The organism is Enterobacter sp. (assembly GCF_977039595.1).
Genome location: NZ_CDRQYH010000074.1, coordinates 1 through 17,097, shown reverse-complemented (window position 1 = coordinate 17,097; position 17,097 = coordinate 1). Strand labels below are relative to the sequence as shown.

Annotated in this window: 18 protein-coding genes; 9 read left to right on the top strand and 9 right to left on the bottom strand. The window is 54.3% G+C overall.

The window, feature by feature from the left end; all coding sequences use genetic code 11:
• Positions 1 to 164, top strand: a 164-nt coding sequence (locus tag ACWYRJ_RS17580; RefSeq protein ID WP_455508354.1) for a DUF533 domain-containing protein, incomplete at its 5' end; no start/stop codon positions are given.
• An 84-nt stretch (positions 165 to 248) separates the two neighbouring features.
• Complete coding sequence (gene ptrB, locus ACWYRJ_RS17575; RefSeq protein WP_111964811.1) at positions 249 to 2,309, top strand: oligopeptidase B; 2,061 nt, start codon at positions 249 to 251, stop codon at positions 2,307 to 2,309.
• On the opposite strand, the gene exoX is transcribed toward ptrB, so the two are convergent.
• The 3 genes from exoX to ACWYRJ_RS17560 all read right to left on the bottom strand — a co-directional run bounded on the left by exoX (position 2,306) and on the right by ACWYRJ_RS17560 (position 3,984).
• Complete coding sequence (gene exoX / locus ACWYRJ_RS17570) at positions 2,306 to 2,968, bottom strand: exodeoxyribonuclease X (protein WP_010432611.1); 663 nt, start codon at positions 2,966 to 2,968, stop codon at positions 2,306 to 2,308. The genes ptrB and exoX overlap by 4 nt on opposite strands.
• A 24-nt stretch (positions 2,969 to 2,992) precedes the next feature.
• Positions 2,993 to 3,643, bottom strand: coding sequence for a carbon-nitrogen hydrolase family protein (locus ACWYRJ_RS17565; RefSeq protein ID WP_111964810.1), 651 nt, complete (start codon positions 3,641 to 3,643; stop codon positions 2,993 to 2,995).
• Positions 3,644 to 3,753: 110 nt separating this feature from the next.
• Complete coding sequence (locus ACWYRJ_RS17560; RefSeq protein WP_008500465.1) at positions 3,754 to 3,984, bottom strand: DNA polymerase III subunit theta; 231 nt, start codon at positions 3,982 to 3,984, stop codon at positions 3,754 to 3,756.
• Positions 3,985 to 4,121: 137 nt separating this feature from the next.
• Here ACWYRJ_RS17560 and yobA point away from each other — a divergent pair, with 137 nt between their 5' ends.
• From yobA to ACWYRJ_RS17545, 3 genes are read left to right on the top strand one after another with little or no spacing between them, the layout of a single operon-like run.
• A complete protein-coding gene (yobA, locus tag ACWYRJ_RS17555; RefSeq protein ID WP_455508353.1) occupies positions 4,122 to 4,493 on the top strand; it encodes a CopC domain-containing protein YobA in 372 nt (123 codons plus the stop codon).
• A 1-nt stretch (position 4,494) separates the two neighbouring features.
• Positions 4,495 to 5,364, top strand: coding sequence for a copper homeostasis membrane protein CopD (copD, locus tag ACWYRJ_RS17550; protein ID WP_111964808.1), 870 nt, complete (start codon positions 4,495 to 4,497; stop codon positions 5,362 to 5,364).
• Between the two features lie 16 nt (positions 5,365 to 5,380).
• Positions 5,381 to 5,719: a YebY family protein gene (locus ACWYRJ_RS17545; protein ID WP_111964807.1), complete on the top strand. Its 339-nt coding sequence runs from the start codon at positions 5,381 to 5,383 to the stop codon at positions 5,717 to 5,719.
• Positions 5,720 to 6,159: 440 nt separating this feature from the next.
• On the opposite strand, the gene ACWYRJ_RS17540 is transcribed toward ACWYRJ_RS17545, so the two are convergent.
• Together ACWYRJ_RS17540 and ACWYRJ_RS17535 are read right to left on the bottom strand one after the other, a co-directional pair.
• Entirely contained in the window at positions 6,160 to 7,056 is an 897-nt protein-coding gene (locus ACWYRJ_RS17540) for a glycosyltransferase family 17 protein (RefSeq protein WP_115875584.1), read from the bottom strand.
• 173 nt (positions 7,057 to 7,229) lie between these two features.
• Positions 7,230 to 8,171 (bottom strand): VirK/YbjX family protein, encoded by a 942-nt coding sequence (locus tag ACWYRJ_RS17535; protein ID WP_133294682.1) that lies wholly within the window; start codon positions 8,169 to 8,171, stop codon positions 7,230 to 7,232.
• A 167-nt stretch (positions 8,172 to 8,338) separates the two neighbouring features.
• Here ACWYRJ_RS17535 and pphA point away from each other — a divergent pair, with 167 nt between their 5' ends.
• Positions 8,339 to 8,983, top strand: a complete 645-nt coding sequence (pphA, locus tag ACWYRJ_RS17530; RefSeq protein WP_111964804.1) for a protein-serine/threonine phosphatase — start codon at positions 8,339 to 8,341, stop codon at positions 8,981 to 8,983.
• A gap of 34 nt (positions 8,984 to 9,017) precedes the next feature.
• On the opposite strand, the gene ACWYRJ_RS17525 is transcribed toward pphA, so the two are convergent.
• The 4 genes from ACWYRJ_RS17525 to yebS all read right to left on the bottom strand — a co-directional run bounded on the left by ACWYRJ_RS17525 (position 9,018) and on the right by yebS (position 14,770).
• Complete coding sequence (locus ACWYRJ_RS17525) at positions 9,018 to 9,257, bottom strand: YebV family protein (RefSeq protein ID WP_008500472.1); 240 nt, start codon at positions 9,255 to 9,257, stop codon at positions 9,018 to 9,020.
• A gap of 107 nt (positions 9,258 to 9,364) precedes the next feature.
• The gene (gene rsmF / locus ACWYRJ_RS17520) at positions 9,365 to 10,807 is read right to left on the bottom strand and encodes a 16S rRNA (cytosine(1407)-C(5))-methyltransferase RsmF (RefSeq protein ID WP_455508352.1); all 1,443 of its coding nucleotides are present in this window, start codon (positions 10,805 to 10,807) and stop codon (positions 9,365 to 9,367) included.
• A 77-nt stretch (positions 10,808 to 10,884) separates the two neighbouring features.
• Entirely contained in the window at positions 10,885 to 13,518 is a 2,634-nt protein-coding gene (locus ACWYRJ_RS17515; protein WP_223579375.1) for a PqiB family protein, read from the bottom strand.
• Complete coding sequence (yebS, locus tag ACWYRJ_RS17510; RefSeq protein WP_045908227.1) at positions 13,487 to 14,770, bottom strand: membrane integrity lipid transport subunit YebS; 1,284 nt, start codon at positions 14,768 to 14,770, stop codon at positions 13,487 to 13,489. The genes ACWYRJ_RS17515 and yebS overlap by 32 nt, the downstream gene beginning before the upstream one ends.
• A gap of 132 nt (positions 14,771 to 14,902) precedes the next feature.
• Here yebS and ACWYRJ_RS17505 point away from each other — a divergent pair, with 132 nt between their 5' ends.
• From ACWYRJ_RS17505 to ACWYRJ_RS17495, 3 genes are all read left to right on the top strand, one after another.
• Positions 14,903 to 15,400, top strand: coding sequence for a GAF domain-containing protein (locus ACWYRJ_RS17505; RefSeq protein ID WP_008500476.1), 498 nt, complete (start codon positions 14,903 to 14,905; stop codon positions 15,398 to 15,400).
• Positions 15,401 to 15,496: 96 nt separating this feature from the next.
• The gene (gene proQ, locus ACWYRJ_RS17500; protein WP_028018656.1) at positions 15,497 to 16,183 is read left to right on the top strand and encodes an RNA chaperone ProQ; all 687 of its coding nucleotides are present in this window, start codon (positions 15,497 to 15,499) and stop codon (positions 16,181 to 16,183) included.
• Positions 16,184 to 16,202: 19 nt separating this feature from the next.
• On the top strand, positions 16,203 to 17,097 hold an 895-nt coding region (locus tag ACWYRJ_RS17495; protein ID WP_455508351.1), incomplete at its 3' end, for a PDZ domain-containing protein.

The following is a 17,097-nucleotide window of genomic DNA, read 5'->3' as shown; positions in this document are numbered from 1 at the left end:
AGGCGCTTGAACTCTATTTCCTCAGCTGTGCCGCTATCGATATCGATCACTTTATGGAACGCAGCTACCTGAACGCGCTTGGCGACGCGCTGAAGATCCCTCAGGATGTGCGCGAAGGCATTGAGCAGGATATCCGGGAGCAAAAACAGGCGTTACAGGGATAACGTCTCGGCGGGGTCACGGTTTCGCTTGCATCATGCGTGGGTTTTGCCAACCTTATAGGGTGTAAAACTAAAAAGAATGATGACATGCCACCGAAAGCCCGACGTATACCTTATGCGATCACCACGCATGGCGATACGCGTATAGACAACTATTACTGGCTACGGGACGATTCGCGCTCCCGGCCAGAGGTGCTCGACTACCTGCACGAGGAAAACGACTATGGCCGCAAGGTCATGTCCAGCCAGCAGACGCTTCAGGACCAGCTGCTGAATGAAATGGTGCAGCGTATTCCTCAGCGCGATATCTCCGCGCCCTGGACCAAAAACGGCTATCGCTATCGCCATATTTACGAGCCCGGCAATGAGTATCCCATTTATCAGCGTCAGTCGGTATTAAGCGCCGAATGGGACGAGTGGGATATTCTGCTGGATGCCAACCAGCGCGCTGCCCACAGCGAGTTTTATACCCTGGGCGGCATGTCCATTTCGCCTGACAATGCGGTGATGGCGCTGGCGGAGGATTATCTCTCCCGCCGTCAGTACGGCCTGCGGTTTCGCAATCTGGAGAGCGGCAACTGGTATCCGGAAATGCTGGAAAATGTGTCCCCGGATTTTGTCTGGGCGAATGATTCCGAGACGGTTTACTACGTCAAAAAGCACGCCTCGACGCTACTGCCTTACCAGGTATGGCGGCACACCGTGGGAACGGACTCCGCAGACGACGAGCTCGTCTATGAAGAGAAAGACGAAACGTTCTATGTCAGCCTGCATAAAACCTCCTCGCGCCACTATGTGATTATCTTTCTTGCCAGCGCGACGACGTCGGAAGTTCTGCTGCTGGATGCCGAACTGCCTGACGCCCAGCCGCTCTGTTTCCTGCCGCGCCGCAAGGATCACGAGTACAGCCTGGATCACTTCCAGCACAGCTTTTATTTGCGCTCCAATCGTGAGGGCAAAAACTTTGGTCTCTATAAAACCAAAGTGCGCGATGAGCGCAAGTGGGAGGTGCTTATCCCCGCGCGGGATCAGGTGATGCTGGAAGGGTTCACCCTGTTTACCGACTGGCTGGTGGTGGAAGAGCGCCAGCGCGGGCTGACCAGTATCCGGCAAATCAACCGCAAAACGCGGGAAGTGGTGGGGATTGCGTTCGACGACCCGGCCTATGTGACGTGGATTGGATTCAATCCCGAACCCGAATCATCGCGGTTGCGCTACGGCTACTCATCCATGACCACACCGGACACCCTGTTTGAGCTGGACATGGATACCGGGCAGCGCCAGGTGATTAAACAGACCGAGGTAAAAGGTTTTGAGTCTGAAAACTACCGCAGCGAGCACCTCTGGGTCACCGCCCGGGATGGCGTTGAGGTCCCCGTCTCGCTCGTCTATCACCAAGCCCATTTCCAGAAAGGCAAAAACCCAATCCTGGTTTACGGCTACGGGTCGTATGGCTCAAGCATGGACGCCGATTTCAGCAGCAGCCGATTAAGCCTGCTCGATCGCGGTTTTGTTTTCGCCATAGCCCATATTCGCGGCGGCGGTGAGCTGGGCCAACACTGGTATGAAGACGGGAAATTCCTGAAAAAGAAAAACACCTTCAATGATTATCTCGACGTCTGCGATGCGCTAATTGAGCAGGGCTATGGCGATCCGCAACTCTGCTTTGGCATGGGAGGCAGCGCGGGCGGCATGCTGATGGGGGCGGTTATCAACCAGCGTCCCGACCGCTTTAAGGGGATTGTCGCGCAGGTACCGTTTGTCGATGTGGTCACGACCATGCTCGATGAATCTATCCCTCTTACCACCGGGGAGTTTGAGGAGTGGGGAAATCCGCAGGATGAGATGTACTACCGCTATATGAAAGAGTACAGCCCGTACGACAACGTGGAGGCGAAAGCCTACCCGCACATGCTGGTCACCACCGGTTTGCATGATTCTCAGGTACAGTACTGGGAGCCGGCAAAATGGGTGGCAAAGCTGCGGGAGCTGAAAACCGATGACAATCTGCTGCTGCTGTGTACCGATATGGACTCCGGACACGGCGGGAAATCGGGACGATTTAAATCCTACGAAGGGGTTGCCCTGGAATATGCCTTCCTGATTGGCCTGGCGCAGGACACGCTGCCAGGCCGTGCGGAGGGTTAAGCGTCGCCCAGATAATGTTTCAGCGTTAAGCGCAGTTCCGGACTCATTCTGTCGAGGTTGTTATACAGCCAGCGCAAATAGCCCGGGTCTTTGTCCGCTACCTCGGACACCGGCTTCCCGCGATATTTACCAAAGGTAAATGTGGTCAGTAACGCGGGGCGTCCGGTGATCGTCGCCATATCATCCGGTGTCCAGCCTGAGATATTCATAATATCAATCAGCAACGCGGCGGTGATATAGCAGTCATACAGGGCGCGGTGATGGTGAAGCCCCTCAGGGGTACGAACGCTGAGCTTGCGGGACTTGTACAGCGCCATATTGCTGTATTTAATGCCCGGCCAGAGACGACGCGCCAGCTTCATTGTGCAAATCCATTCGCCCGGCATTTCAGGTAGCACCCGGCGGTCAAAGCTGGCGTTATGCGCGACGTACCACGGGCTACCGTAGTAGTGCGGAATGATCTCTTCAATCCAGGGCTTATCCGCCACCATCGATTCTGTAATGCGATGGATAGCCATCGCCTGGGGGCTGATGGGGCGATCGGGACGCACCAGATGGCTCATTGGGTTGACGATTTTACCATCAACCACGTCGACAGAGGCCACTTCCACTATTCCGCCCTGAAGATCGCAAGTTTCGGTATCGATGACGCGCAGCATTGAAAACTCCTGAGCTTAAAACGCCTAGCCTAAAGGAATGATATCGCCTTGCCAACCCTCTCCGCCGAGCGTGCCGGTCACCAGAAGCTCGCCCTTATCCGCGCGGACGATCAGTTGGCCTTTATCATCCCACAGCGCGCTGCCGCCGCAGGCGTTCGCCATCAGCACCGCAATAGCATATTTATGCGCGAAGCGCTGCAGGTTACTGATGGACTGCCGCCAGCGATTTTCCCCCACCGACTGGCAGCTGGTAACAAGCGTTGCTCTGGGATCGAGATTGGGAGAATCGGGATGTGCATCAATGATGCTAAGGTGCTTGTCCCCCGGCACCAGGCTGGCTCCGCGCCCTTGCGGATAGCGCAAAATGCGATGGCAAGCAGGCGAAAACAGCACAAGACCTTTCTGTCTCTGCCCATCCTGTTCCAGGGGGAGTCCTGCAATAACGGTAATCTGGTAAAAATGTGCCGCGTTAAGCAGCGGCTCCAGCTGCGCGTCATCGGGTGGGGGAGGTAGCGTCGGCGCGCCAGAGCCCGTTAAGGAGAGTTCAGGGAAGACCAGCAGATCGCACCCCTGTCGTGCGGCTTCGGCGATGAAGCGCAGGTGGTGCGTAACATGGTCATTCACACTCTGATGCAGCCCGCCATACTGGGCTGCCGCTATGTTCCAATGTGACATCGTGACTTCCTTATACACTGAGTCGCAGGGATTTAAGAATACACCTAAATTTATCAGGGTTTTCTTATCCTGCCAGATTCCGCGTAAGGAAGTGTAACGACTCGTTAAGCTTATTTAACTTTAGGTTCGTACGGTAAACGGGAGAGGTTAACCGAGGCGAGACGGTGGGCGATTAATCTTTCGCGAAACCAGTCGCGCAGATGGGCGGGTTGTTCCCGTTCAACGACTTCAGCCACGACAGGCATGTTGTAACGCTCTTTGAACGCGACGCCAGCGGCAGCGAGATCGACATTCACTTTATCCATCTCGTCCTGCGGAAGGGCGGCCAGATTGATCTTCATTACCTTCTCCTTTTTCTGCGGCGGCAACGTTACCGCGATTGCACGACGATGACAAGCGGTGGCAGGATGATCCTCGACTCGTTTATTATACAGCGTTATTCTTTAGCATACAGACATAACAAAAAGGAATGATTGCGATGGGTTTCTCCGCCTCCCGCGCGGTATGCGCACTGGTTTTTGTGGCCTCGACAATGATGGCGCCCTCCGCGCTGGCACATGCACATCTTAAACAGCAGAGACCGGCAGCGGACAGCGTGGAGAGCGCTCCGCAGGCACTTACGCTGAATTTTTCAGAAGGCATCGAACCGGGGTTTAGCGGTGTGGTGGTAACGGATGCGCAAAAGCAGGTCATCAAAACGGGAACCGCCACGCGCGACGAAAAGAACAAGGCGCAACTCACCGTTCCGCTGGAACAAACGCTGACGTCAGGGACGTACCAGGTAGACTGGCATGTCGTCTCCGTAGACGGCCATAAAACCAAAGGCAGCTATCACTTTAGCGTGAAATAGCATGCTGGCGCTGTGTTATATCGGGTTGCGCTTTATCCATTTCGGGGCGCTGATGCTTGTTTTTGGCAACGCGCTTTACAGCGTCTGGTTTGCGCCTTCCTCTCTCCACCGCCTGATGTCCCGGCGATTTCAGCTGCAGCAGAAAGTGGCGGCCTTAATGAGCCTGGCGGCAGCGCTCCTGATGTTTATGCTTCAGGGCGGACTGATGGGTAACGGCTGGGGAGATGTGTTTGCCCCGCAGGTCTGGTACGGCGTAATGAGGACGCAGTTTGGCGGCGTCTGGCTGTGGCAAATCATACTCGCTGCGATCACGGTCGGCGCAGCATGGCTCGCACCGCTGAAAGGTTCGCGGCTGCTGCTGCTTACGATGGGCCAGCTTATCCTGCTGGCTGGGGTAGGGCACGCGGCAATGAACGACGGTCCGATGGGGGCGTTGCAGCGTCTTAATTATGCTTTTCACCTGATCTGCGCCGCAACCTGGCTTGGCGGATTACTGCCTCTGCTGTTCTGCATGCGCCTGGCTAAAGGACGCTGGCAGAATGCCGCCATTTATACCATGATGCGCTTTTCGCGCGTGGGCCATTACGCCGTCGCGGGCGTGCTGCTCAGCGGAGCGATCAATGCGCTCATGATACTGGGTGTCCATATTCCCTGGCAGGCTGGTTACGTACAGTTTTTGTTGTTCAAATGTGCGCTGGTGGCGTTGATGGTGGTAATTGCGCTGGCAAATCGGTATTTTCTGGTGCCACGGTTTCGTCCGGAGAGCGGGCGAGCACAACAGATTTTTATCAGGATGACGCAGGCAGAAGTGGTGCTGGGAGCGCTGGTGCTGGCAACGGTCAGTCTGTTCGCCACCTGGGAACCCTTCTGATAAGGTTAAATATCATATGAAAAAGACAGTACTTTCTCTCATCTTGCTGGCCTGTACGGGGAGCGCGCTTGCCGCACCGCAGGTTATCACCGTCAGCCGTTTTGAAGTGGGTAAGGACAAATGGGCTTTCAATCGCGAAGAGGTGATGCTGACCTGCCGTCCGGGCCATGCGCTGTATGCGATCAACCCGAGCACGCTGGTGCAATATCCGCTGAATGATATCGCAGAGCAGCAGGTAGCCAGCGGTAAAAGCAGCGGCCAGCCGATTAGCATTATTCAGATCGATGACCCGTCGCATCCGGGACAAAAAATGAGTCTGGCACCGTTTATCGAGCGCGCCGACAAGCTCTGCTAACGTTCGGGTTTCCAATAAAAAACCGCAGATGCTTGCGAAAGCACTGCGGTTTTTCACATTTAATGATGCTCTGGCGCTTTTTTTCCGACCGCTTTAGCTGTGGACTGGAAAACCTGGCGTCGTCATCTATTCTTAAAAGGCAAGGCGACTTAGCCTGCATTAATGCCAACTTTTAGCGCACGGCTCTCTCCCAAGAGCCATTTCCCTGGACCGAATACAGGAATCGTATTCGGTCTCTTTTTATCTATTTGTTTCTCAAGGGTTTTTTCGGTCTTAACACGAAATCCCCCGAAAATTACTCGAATATTCCATATCCTGTCTAAACCATAACATACTCAGGACCGCGTGCGTCCAGGGTTTTTTGGGATCTTTGTTAAAATTTTGTGGCCGAGCGACCGCTGAGCAAACGCCTTCTGACGTTCGAAAGGGCAACCCGTAAGTTAAATAATGAACGCGCTGAATTTGTCTTTGTGTTGGACAATGTACTCAGGGAAGTTTTCAACCGTTAGCTCTTGCTTGATTAACGTCCTGTCCCGCCCCCAGATATCTTCCGCGTTTTTAATGACCTTCATGATGTGTTCCGGGTTGTTAAACTCAGGGAGATCGTATTCAGTATGGGAAATGGTCGACATTTTTTCTGAGATGCGCTCGGGTGTCATCACCCATGAGAAATGCCAGCCACCATTTTCAATGATGCGGTTGTTAATCTTGAACCAGTTCCACTTTAGCCACGACCAGTTTTTCACACTTCGGGTGCGTTTAAGATTCCTGAATGATTCAGGTTCACCGCCAAAGAAGTTAACGAGATTTTTATACTGGGTGGCTCTCGGTAATTTACATTTTCTTGGCGTGTTATCTGTATTAAAAACCTGCAGGTTAAACTGATAATTATAAAAATTCTGATAAATAGTTGTGCAGAGCTTTTTGGGGTTTATCGATGCTACTACCTGAGGTGAAAATATCTCGTCCACATCGGAAACTAAAATCAAATCATCATCGTTGGCATGGGACAAACCCTGCATGATGGCATTCCTCTGCGCGGCTTCATTTGCCCACGCATCCACTACCATTCCCTCTGGCAAACCCGGGATCACCTCTCGGGCCGGATGTGATTCTTCAGCGGCTTTCGTAATCGGTTCTTTATCATGCACAACGTAGATAATTTTATCTTTAAACTGACTGTATTTATTAATGTCAAAATGCAGCTGCCTCTTTTTACCGGTAAAGGTATGCGTTGACTCAACGATAACGAAGCGATCGACAACGTCCGCTAGCGTGTTCAGCCTGATTTCGAGAAGCATATCTTCATCGTAATATAAGAAGCAGTCATAGATCATTACCGAAGTCCCTCATTTTTGCGCCCACATTGCGCTTTTCCCAACGCATTCGCCGGTATCATTTCGCGCAATGCTAACTGAGCGCACTCGCCCTGCGCAATAGTACACTGCTTTATTATTCATCCTATAAATAGATTGCATCCACTATGCGGTGAGCGAAGACGCCAGCCAGGCTAAAAGTGGGACTTAACGGATACCTCTATTTCATCAAGCAGCTCAAAGCGGCGGCGGTATTCGGCACGTTTTTTACTGGCGATCTCTTCAAGCGATTTACGCTCCATCTGTAGCGGCAGCTGCCAGCAGAAGGCCGAGAGCTTTTTACCGTCCAGCGATGCCCAAAATTCATCGTAGCTGGCATGGAAATGGCGACCTTTGCTCAGGCGATACCGCAACGCGCGGAAAACGTGACCCTCATCGCTGACGGCAAAAATCGCCCGGACGGATGACTGCGCAGCCAGCTGGAAGAGGACTTCCATCAACACCCGTTTGGGGAAAAGACCATGACAGGCGCGGGTGGCCTGTTTAATGACGTCTCGCGATACGCAGCGGCGGGGTCCCTGAAGCCCGCCAATCACCATGACTTGCTGACCATTGCTGCGCGCGACGCTAAAGGTCAGGCTGGCCAGCAGCGTGTCCTCGTTGTCGCGTAGCCACAGCGTGCTTTCGCCTTCGCGCTCGGCTTTCCCCGCAGAGGAAGCATTGACCGTATAGGTTACACCGTCTTTTGCATGGAACTGCGCAACGGCTTGTTCCTGCGGGCTGGTCAGGGCCTGGGCGAGACCGCTCTCTTTCAGGCTGTCAATCCAGTAATAATGGTTAACGATAGCGTCGGCGCGATCGTTAGCCGTCAGGCCGCGCATCAGGTACTGCCGGTGGGTCTTGCTCGGCAATGTAATTTGAGAGGCCAGCAGCCTGTCAAAATCGTCGCGACCCGAAAGGGTTTCCAGCATGCGATGTGTAGAAGACCAGAACACCAGCGAACGTAACAGGAACTTCAGGCGATATTCGCGTTTGCGCCAGATCGGCCCCGGAACGCGTTTGCCGTTCACCAGCTCGGAAATAATATTTGTGCGATGCGGATAGAAAACATCGTTATGCAGGTGCGTATTAGACACGTGAAGACCCCTCTTTTTTTTCTGCCCTTATTCTAAAGAGCCAGGAAAAGGGGATTAATAGCGCGAGGATCTTTATTTCTGTTTGGTTTACCGTTTGTTTGATTTCGTGATGACTACGCCTGTCTGTCGACTTTTCTGCGGCAGCTATACTGTTTAAAGGAGGTGCTATGTATCAGCGAATTGAAGGTGGAATGTGGCGTCACGTCTGGGTTGTCAGCGATATACACGGTTGCTACCAGTGGCTTATGGATGAACTTAAACGCCGTCATTTTAATCCGTATGAGGATTTACTTATTTCTGTCGGGGATATGATCGATCGTGGCCCTGATAGCGTTAAATGCCTGCAGTTAATTAATGAAAAATGGTTTCGTGCCGTGCGGGGAAACCATGAGCAAATGGCGCTCGACGGTCTGGATAATAACGATTTTTCTCTCTGGATGATGAATGGCGGAATGTGGTTTTCGCATCTTGAACGCGATCGGCAACAGCTTGCGCTGTCGTTGCTCGACGCCTGTCGCGACTTACCGCATATCATCGAGATAACCTGTGCGAACGGTCTGAATGTGATTGCCCATGCTGATTATCCGGCCGCGGAATACCGCTGGCAAAAACCGGTCAGTGACCAGCGCGTCTTATGGAACCGCGATCGGTTGATGGGGTTTATGGTGGGCAAAGGGGAGGGCATCAGCGGCGCGGATCATTTCTGGTTCGGACATACTCCCGTCGACAGAAGGTATGATTTTGACAATCTCCACTACATTGATACGGGTGCCGTATTTGACGGTTACTTTACGCTGGCTCAGCTGCAGTAATAAATAACCCGCCTTCGGGCGGGTTCTCTTTAGGTCAGGCAAGACGCATGACCCAGGCATCGGTTTTACTATCGTAATGCTCACGGTAAAGGACTGAATGTTCGCCATCAAGTATTGCCGGGACGCTGGTGTCTGCATCCCATGCATCAAGCTGCATGCACAAATCCGGGTCGGATTTGCAGGGAATACTTAACGTTCGATCGCCTTGTGCTTCGCCGCGCAGCTCTGCGTCGTCGATCTCAAAAGCGCCAATACGCACGCTGGTTTTCGTCATAGTGCTCTCCGGGTCGGTTGTCAAAAATCTGGTATGACCAGTGTGGCCTCCCATTTTTGATCGTAGACAAAGAGAGCAAAATCGCCAGTAAAAAAATGCGCTTTTTATCAATCCGTGCGATCGTTACCGGTAAACAGCCGACCGTCCCGAACCAGCTCGCGTGGATAGCTGTTTTTCAGCCTTGAGCCGACCTTTTTTGCCAGGCCCAGCGGGTATCCCTGATACGTCACAATCACTTCATCGCCTGATGGCGTGCTCTCCGGATAGACATCGCGACCACGGTACCACTCTTCGGCTTCCTGATGCGTCAGGGCAAAGGTATTGTCGCGTCCGGCAAGGGCGATTACGGCCTCATGCTGCCAGCGATACCCTTTATTATGCACTTCCGCCAGGCGGATCCCGATTCGGGAAAAACGGACCTTTCCGATGAGCGGCTCGATCTGTGCCGGGAACAGCCATATCTCTTTATCACGCATCCAGGGGCGCAGGCTCTCATCCCAGACCAGTCCCGCTTTTTTAGCGGCGGCTTCAAGCTGTGCGGTTTCTCGACCTTTAAGGGGGGAAAACGGGAAGTTACCGACCTTGAATTTAGGTGCGGGCAGGGGAGCCACCGCCTGCGTTTTACGCAGACGCGCCACAAAGAACCCTTCGCAGTCGTAAATCTGCGGGAAAACATGGAGGAACCCCTCCGGGGTGACAGCCTCCTGTGCTGAGGCGAACAGATCGTCGAGCGGCAGAAACTCGACCGCATCCGGATATTGCGCTTGCAGCCACAGGCAGACATCTTCGTTCTCATCGCGGTTTAAGGTGCACGTCGAATAAACCAGCGTGCCGCCGGGGCGCAGGGCATGGAATGCGCTGTCGATCAGCTCTCGCTGCGTGGCCGCGATCTCAAGGTTGCTCTCAACTGACCAGTTTTTTAACGCATCGGGATCTTTACGCACCACCCCTTCGCCTGAGCAGGGGGCGTCCAGCAGAATGGCGTCGAAGGCTTCCGGCAGGGCGGCGCCAAACACGCGTCCGTCGAAGTGCGTCAGGGCAACATTATGAATACCGCAGCGGCTGATGTTGGCATGTAACACCTTCACGCGGCTGGCGGAAAACTCGTTGGCGAGGATCGCCCCTTGATTACCCATACGGGCGGCAATTTGGGTGGTTTTTGAGCCGGGCGCGGCGGCAACATCCATTACGCGCTCTGGCGAATTGCCATCGGCAAACAGGGCGGCAACCGGAAGCATCGAGCTGGCTTCCTGAATATAGAACAGACCGCTCAGATGTTCAGCGGTACTGCCCAGCGGCAGTGAAGCTTCGTCATCGCGTTCTATCCAGAACCCCTCAGCGCACCACGGTACCGGCGTAAGCTGCCAGCCGTACGGAGCGACCAGCGCCAGAAAATCATCGACGCTGATTTTCAGCGTGTTGACGCGAATACTCCGGCGTAACGGACGCTGGCAGGCGGCGATAAAATCGTCTAACGACAGGTGAGAAGGAAGCGCCTCGCGCATCTGCGCCAGGAATTGTTCAGGAAGAAATACGGAGTTTTGAGCCACGGGCACACCACAGGGAAAAATTCAGGTGCGCAGTGTAGCATAAAGGCTCCGGTGCGTTGACACCGGAGCCTGTCAGATTAACGCGGCAGGGCGGTTCCCCATTCGCGCCACTCTTTTGGTTCGCTCTCGAGCAGCAGGAAGTGTTTACCCGGCTGCGCTTTTGGCGCCAGCGGCGTTCCCGGCGGCGTGGCAAACGCGATACCGCCGCGAATGAACTGGTTGAAGGTTCCGGTTTTCACCACGCCTCCCGTCAGGCCAAAGTCCAGCGAATAGCCGGATGCCAGCCAGAATACCGAGTTATTTCGAACCAGGTGCTGGTAACGTTCGCTAATACGTAATGCCACCATGACTCGGTCGGAGAGCGTACCGAGCGTCAGCCCCGTGACCGTACCCACTTCAATACCGCGGAATAGTACCGGAGTGCCGATGTTCAGCGAACCCGCTTCCGGCACTTCCACCACGATGCTCAGGCCGCCAAGGTAGCGCGAGTCGGTAATCGTGGCTTCCTGCAGCTCGAAATCACGGCGGGCATTGCCCTGGCCTGGCTCAACGTTGATATACGGCTGCAAAATGGTGTCGAGGTGCTCAACGCCAGCGGCCGAGATCTGCGGCGTGACCACCGAGAAGCGCGAGCCGGTGCGGGCGAAGGTCTGCACATATTCCGGGTAGAGCACGGCAGTGGCCTGCACCTCGTTGCGCGAGGTGATCAGCGTCAGCTTCTGGATCTGCCCGATATCAATGCCCAGATAGCGGATTGGCATGCCTTCCGCCAGCTTGCCGGCATCAAAGGCGTGCAGGGTAATCTGCCCACCCACCGCGCGGGCGGCGGTCTCGGATGGGAAGAGAATACGCTTATCGCCTTTACGCAGATTCGCGCCCGCACCGCTGAGGTTATCGAAGCTAATCGCCCCCCGCAGCGCGCGTGACAGCGGAGAGGCCTGTACGGTTAGCCCGTTACCGTTAAGCTGAACTTTCGCGCCGCCTTCGGCCCAGAAGACGCTGTTTGGCGTCAGCAGCTTGCGGTACTCCGGCTTGATATGCAGTTCGATATCGAACGCGTCCGCACGCGGGCGAACGGTGATCACTTCCCCGACTTCAAACTTGCGATACAGCACCACGGAACCCGCCTGTACGTCCGGCAGCGTCTCGGCGCTTAAGGTCAGCGTGGTGGTAGGAAGATCGCTCAGGCTGTTTTCAACCGCTTTCTCCAGGTTGGCATACAGCGGATAGCTGTCGCGCACGGGGCCTTTATTCCCTGGCAAAATGCGGATACCGCCGTTAACCCATTCGCTGGCGCTGGCGCCGAGGAACTCCACGCCGTCCAGACCCACCTTCACGTCGACGCGACTGTTCACCACGAATTTGCTGTCGCCATGCACCAGGTCGCTGTATTGCGGATCGATAGCGACCGAGAAAGTCACGCCATTCGCTGAGAGCTTACGCTCCAGCACCTGACCGACCTGCACGCCGTGTAAAATTAACGGCTGTCCGGCTTCGATACCGTAACTTTCTTGCGCATTCAGCGTGACCGTCACTACGCCCGGCTTTTGCAGCAGGGCTTTATCAGCCGGGGCAATCACGAAGCTATTGCTGGGTTCACCTTCGCCGGGGATGAGCTCAAACGTATTGCCGGTCAACAGCGTGCTGAGGCTGGCATCGTTCAGAGAGAGCTTTGGACTGCGCATTTCGATACGCGTTTTCTCGCGCAGGAGATCGACCACGCTCGGGTCGACCGTCATTTCGCCGGTGACCGAGCCGCCCGGGTTGAGGGTCATTTTGGTGAGCTGACCAACCTGCAATCCCTGATACATCAGCGGTGTTGAACCCGCTTTTAGCCCTTTAGCATCGGGCAGGGCGAGTTTGACGATCACGCCGCGCTGGCTGTGCGCCAGGTCAGCGTACAATCCAAATGAATCATCAGCGGTGGCAGGGCTTGAGTTTTCCGGCGAGTCAAAGGCGATGGCGCCATTAACCAGCGCGGCCAGACTCTCCAGCTTCACTTTCGCACCGCTCAGGCTGAGATCCGCGTCCACGCCGGACACGTTCCAGAAGCGGCTGCCTTTTTTCACCAGATTGGTGAAGCGACGCTCGATCAGCACGTCAATGGTGACGCCCTGTTTATTTGGGTTGATCGCGTAATCGTACACACGGCCAACCGGGATTTTGCGGAAATAGACCAGTGAGCCACTGTTCAGAGAACCGAGATCCGGCGCCTGCAGATGGATCATTAAATCGCCGTTATTGAGGCGGTACTTCGGCTGTGTATCCAGGGCAACAAAGTGATCCTGCGGCTCTCCTTTACCCGGCATCATGCCAATATAGTTACCGCCCACGAGCGCATCCAGCCCGGACACACCGGCCAGAGAGGCTTTTGGCGTCACCAGCCAGAACTGCGTTTCACTGCGCAGGGCATCCTGCATGTCAGATTTAATACTGACCCGCACCTGAATCTTGTTCAGCCCTTTTCCAAGAGAGATGTCCTGAACCGTACCCACTTCAACCCCCTGGAAGCGAACGGGCGTTCGCCCGGCGACGATGCCGTCGGCGGTCTGGAAATCAATGGTGACGGTGCTACCGCGATCTTCATAGCTCGTCCAGATAAGCCAGCCTGCAATCATCAGGGCGATGACGGGCAGCAACCAGAATGGCGAAATGCGGCGTTTTGTTTTAATTCTCGCTTCAGTCGGCGAAGCGGGGGTTTCCTGACTCATGTGCATCCCAAAGTAAGCGGCTATCCAGCCATTCCACAGCAAGAATAGTCAATATCACCGCAGAGCCGAAATAAAAAGCCGCGGGTCCCATTGTAAAAGCAAGTAACTGGTCGCGATTGATGAGAGACATCATCAGCGAAATTACGAACAAATCTAACATTGACCAGCGGCCAATCCAGGTGACGAATCGCAGAAGCAGAATGCGGGTTCGTAAGCCTTGTTCACACTTTAAGTGAATGCTGATGAGCAGGGTAATCATCACCACCACTTTGGTAAAGGGAACCAGAATACTGGCAATAAAAACGATCGCCGCCACCCCGACATTGCTGTGCGCAAGGGAGATAATCCCGGAGAGGATAGTATCCTCCTGACGTCCGCCATTCACGTAAATGATGGAAATAGGCAGCATATTGGCGGGGATCAGAAACACCAGGGAGGCGATCAGCGCCGCCCAGCATTTTTGCAGGCTGTTGTTTCGACGCAGCCTTAATGGAATGTGGCACCGCGGGCAGCGTCCGCGCGGGTCGGGTAACCCGGTATAGTGGCAACCCAGACAGACGCGCAGATTTTCATCGGGACGGGTGGCGGGGCGCTGCGGGTAAAATCGCTCCCAGAGCTGCTCAACGTTCAGGTGTATCAGCGTCAGGATGCTCAGCAATACCAGACAGATGAAGGCAAAGAGTCCGATGCCGGGCTGCAAAAAGGCATAGTCCTGTACCTTTATTGACGCAACGCCCACGCCCACCAGATAAATATCCAGCATCACCCACTCTTTGAGTTTATCCAGCATCAGCAGCACCGGGCGAAGGTTCATGCCGAGAATATTGCCAAACCAAAGATAGGCAATGGCGGCGACCAGCACCAGCGGCGCGCCAACGGTGCAGAACAGCACCATGGCGGCGGTGATGGGATCGCCCTGACGGGTCATCTGCCAGATACCCTGCAGCACGTTGGCATCAATGCGCACGCCAAGCAGGTAGAGTTTCAGCAGCGGTTCGCTCCAGGCGAAGGGCATCAACAGCAGCATGGTGACGGCCATGGCGGCGAGGCGGGTCAACGACCAGTCGCGACCATCGCGAATTTTAGCGTCGCAGCGAGGACAAAAGGCACTTTGGTGCGATTTCATCTTCGGCAACATAAAAAGCGTATCGCACTGGGGGCAACGCTGATAATGTGCACGAGGCAAAGCTTCGCTTACCGTATGGACAGTTATCTTTCTCGTCGGCGTAATTTTGGTTGTTTTTAAGGCCATCAGCTGCGCACAAATAAGTATTGTTGAAAGTAATAATAACTCATGAACGGATTCATCTTGAGCATGAGCGCATTTAATGCTTATTTTAATAGGCTATGCGGTAAATTTGTAAGACAACTAAGTGATTGAATAATGAACAAAACAGAATTCTACGCGGATCTGAACCGCGATTTTAAGGCATTGATGGCGGGTGAGACCAGCTTCTTAGCCACTCTGGCAAATACTAGCGCATTGCTGTTTGAACGTCTCTCTGACGTAAACTGGGCTGGCTTTTACCTTCTGGAAGGTGAAACGCTGGTGCTCGGTCCGTTCCAGGGCAAACTGGCCTGCGTGCGTATTCCGGTAGGGCGTGGCGTATGCGGCACGGCGGTGGCAGAGAATCAGGTCCAGCGTGTGGAAGATGTCCATGCGTTTGACGGACACATTGCCTGTGATGCTGCCAGTAATTCTGAAATCGTTTTGCCGCTGGTGGTCAAAAATCAGATTATTGGCGTTCTGGATATCGACAGTACGGTCTTCAGTCGCTTTACAACCGAGGACGAACAGGGGCTGCGCGAGCTGGTGGCGAATCTGGAAAACGTACTCGCTGCAACCGATTATCAAAAATTCTTTGCGAGCGTCGCAGGATAATCAACGGATAACGTAGCATTTACTGATAGCGTCATTATAATGACGCCTGTTCATGCCTGCGCTTGTTGGCAACGTCCGTTGTAATCAGGAAATTTCATGGAAAATCAACCTAAGTTGAATAGCAGTAAAGAAGTTATCGCATTTCTGGCCGAGCGTTTCCCGCAGTGCTTCAGCGCGGAAGGTGAAGCTCGTCCCCTGAAAGTCGGTATTTTTCAGGATCTGGTGGCGCGTGTTGAAGGGGAAATGAACCTCAGCAAAACTCAGCTGCGTTCCGCCTTACGTCTTTATACTTCGAGCTGGCGTTACCTGTACGGTATCAAACCAGGCGCTACCCGCGTGGACCTCGACGGCAACCCTTGCGGTGAGCTGGACGAGCAGCACGTTGAGCACGCGCGCAAGCAGCTTGAAGAAGCCAAAGCACGCGTTCAGGCACAACGTGCAGAACAGCAGGCGAAAAAACGCGAAGCCGCCGCGGCAAACGGCCAGGAAGAAGCGCCTCGTCGTGAGCGTAAACCGCGCCCTGCGCCGCGCCGTAACGATAATAACGATCGCAAACCGCGTGCAGACAAACCAGCAGCAAAAGCCCCGCGAGCCCCTCGTGAAGAGCCGCGCCATACGCCGGTTTCTGACATTAACGCTCTGAGCGTGGGTCAGGCGCTGAAGGTAAAAGCGGGTAACAATGCTATGGACGCCACCGTACTTGAAATCACCAAAGATGGCGTTCGTGTACAGCTGACTTCTGGTATGTCAATGATTGTACGCGCAGAACACTTGTTGTTCTGAAACGGAGGCCAAGCCTGGCATGAACACTTTTTTTAAGCTCACCGCGCTGGCGGGTCTGTTTGCTATAACAGGTCACGCTTTTGCAGTGGACGATATCACGCGTGTTGATCAAATTCCGGTACTCAAGGAAGAGACGCAGCACGCGACGGTGAGCGAGCGCGTGACCTCACGTTTTACCCGCTCGCACTATCGTCAGTTCGATCTCGATCAGGCCTTTTCGGCCAAAATCTTTGACCGCTATCTGAACTTGCTGGATTACAGCCATAACGTTTTGCTCGCCAGCGATGTCGAGCAGTTCGCTAAGCGCAAATCCGAGGTGGGTGATGAGCTGCGGTCAGGCAAGCTGGATCTGTTCTACGATCTGTACAACCTGTCGCAAAAGCGCCGCTTTGAACGCTATCAGTACGCGCTGAAAGTGCTGGAACGTCCAATGGACTTCACCGGCAACGACACCTTTAATCTCGATCGCAGCAAAGCGCCCTGGCCGAAAGACGAAGCCGAGCTGAACGCGCTGTGGGATGGAAAGGTCAAATACGACGAGCTGAGCCTCAAGCTGACCGGCAAAGATGAAAAAGAGATCCGCGACACGCTGACGCGTCGTTACAAATTTGCCATTCGCCGTCTGGCGCAGACCAACAGTGAAGATGTTTTCTCGCTGGCGATGACCGCCTTTGCGCACGAAATCGATCCGCACACCAACTATCTCTCTCCACGCAATACCGAACAGTTCAATACTGAGATGAGCCTGTCTCTGGAAGGTATTGGCGCGGTACTGCAAATGGATGATGACTACACGGTGATCAACTCCATGGTCGCGGGCGGCCCGGCATCCAAAAGCAAAGCGATTAGCGTAGGCGATCGCATTGTGGGGGTAGGACAAACCGGTCAGAGCATGGTTGATGTCATTGGCTGGC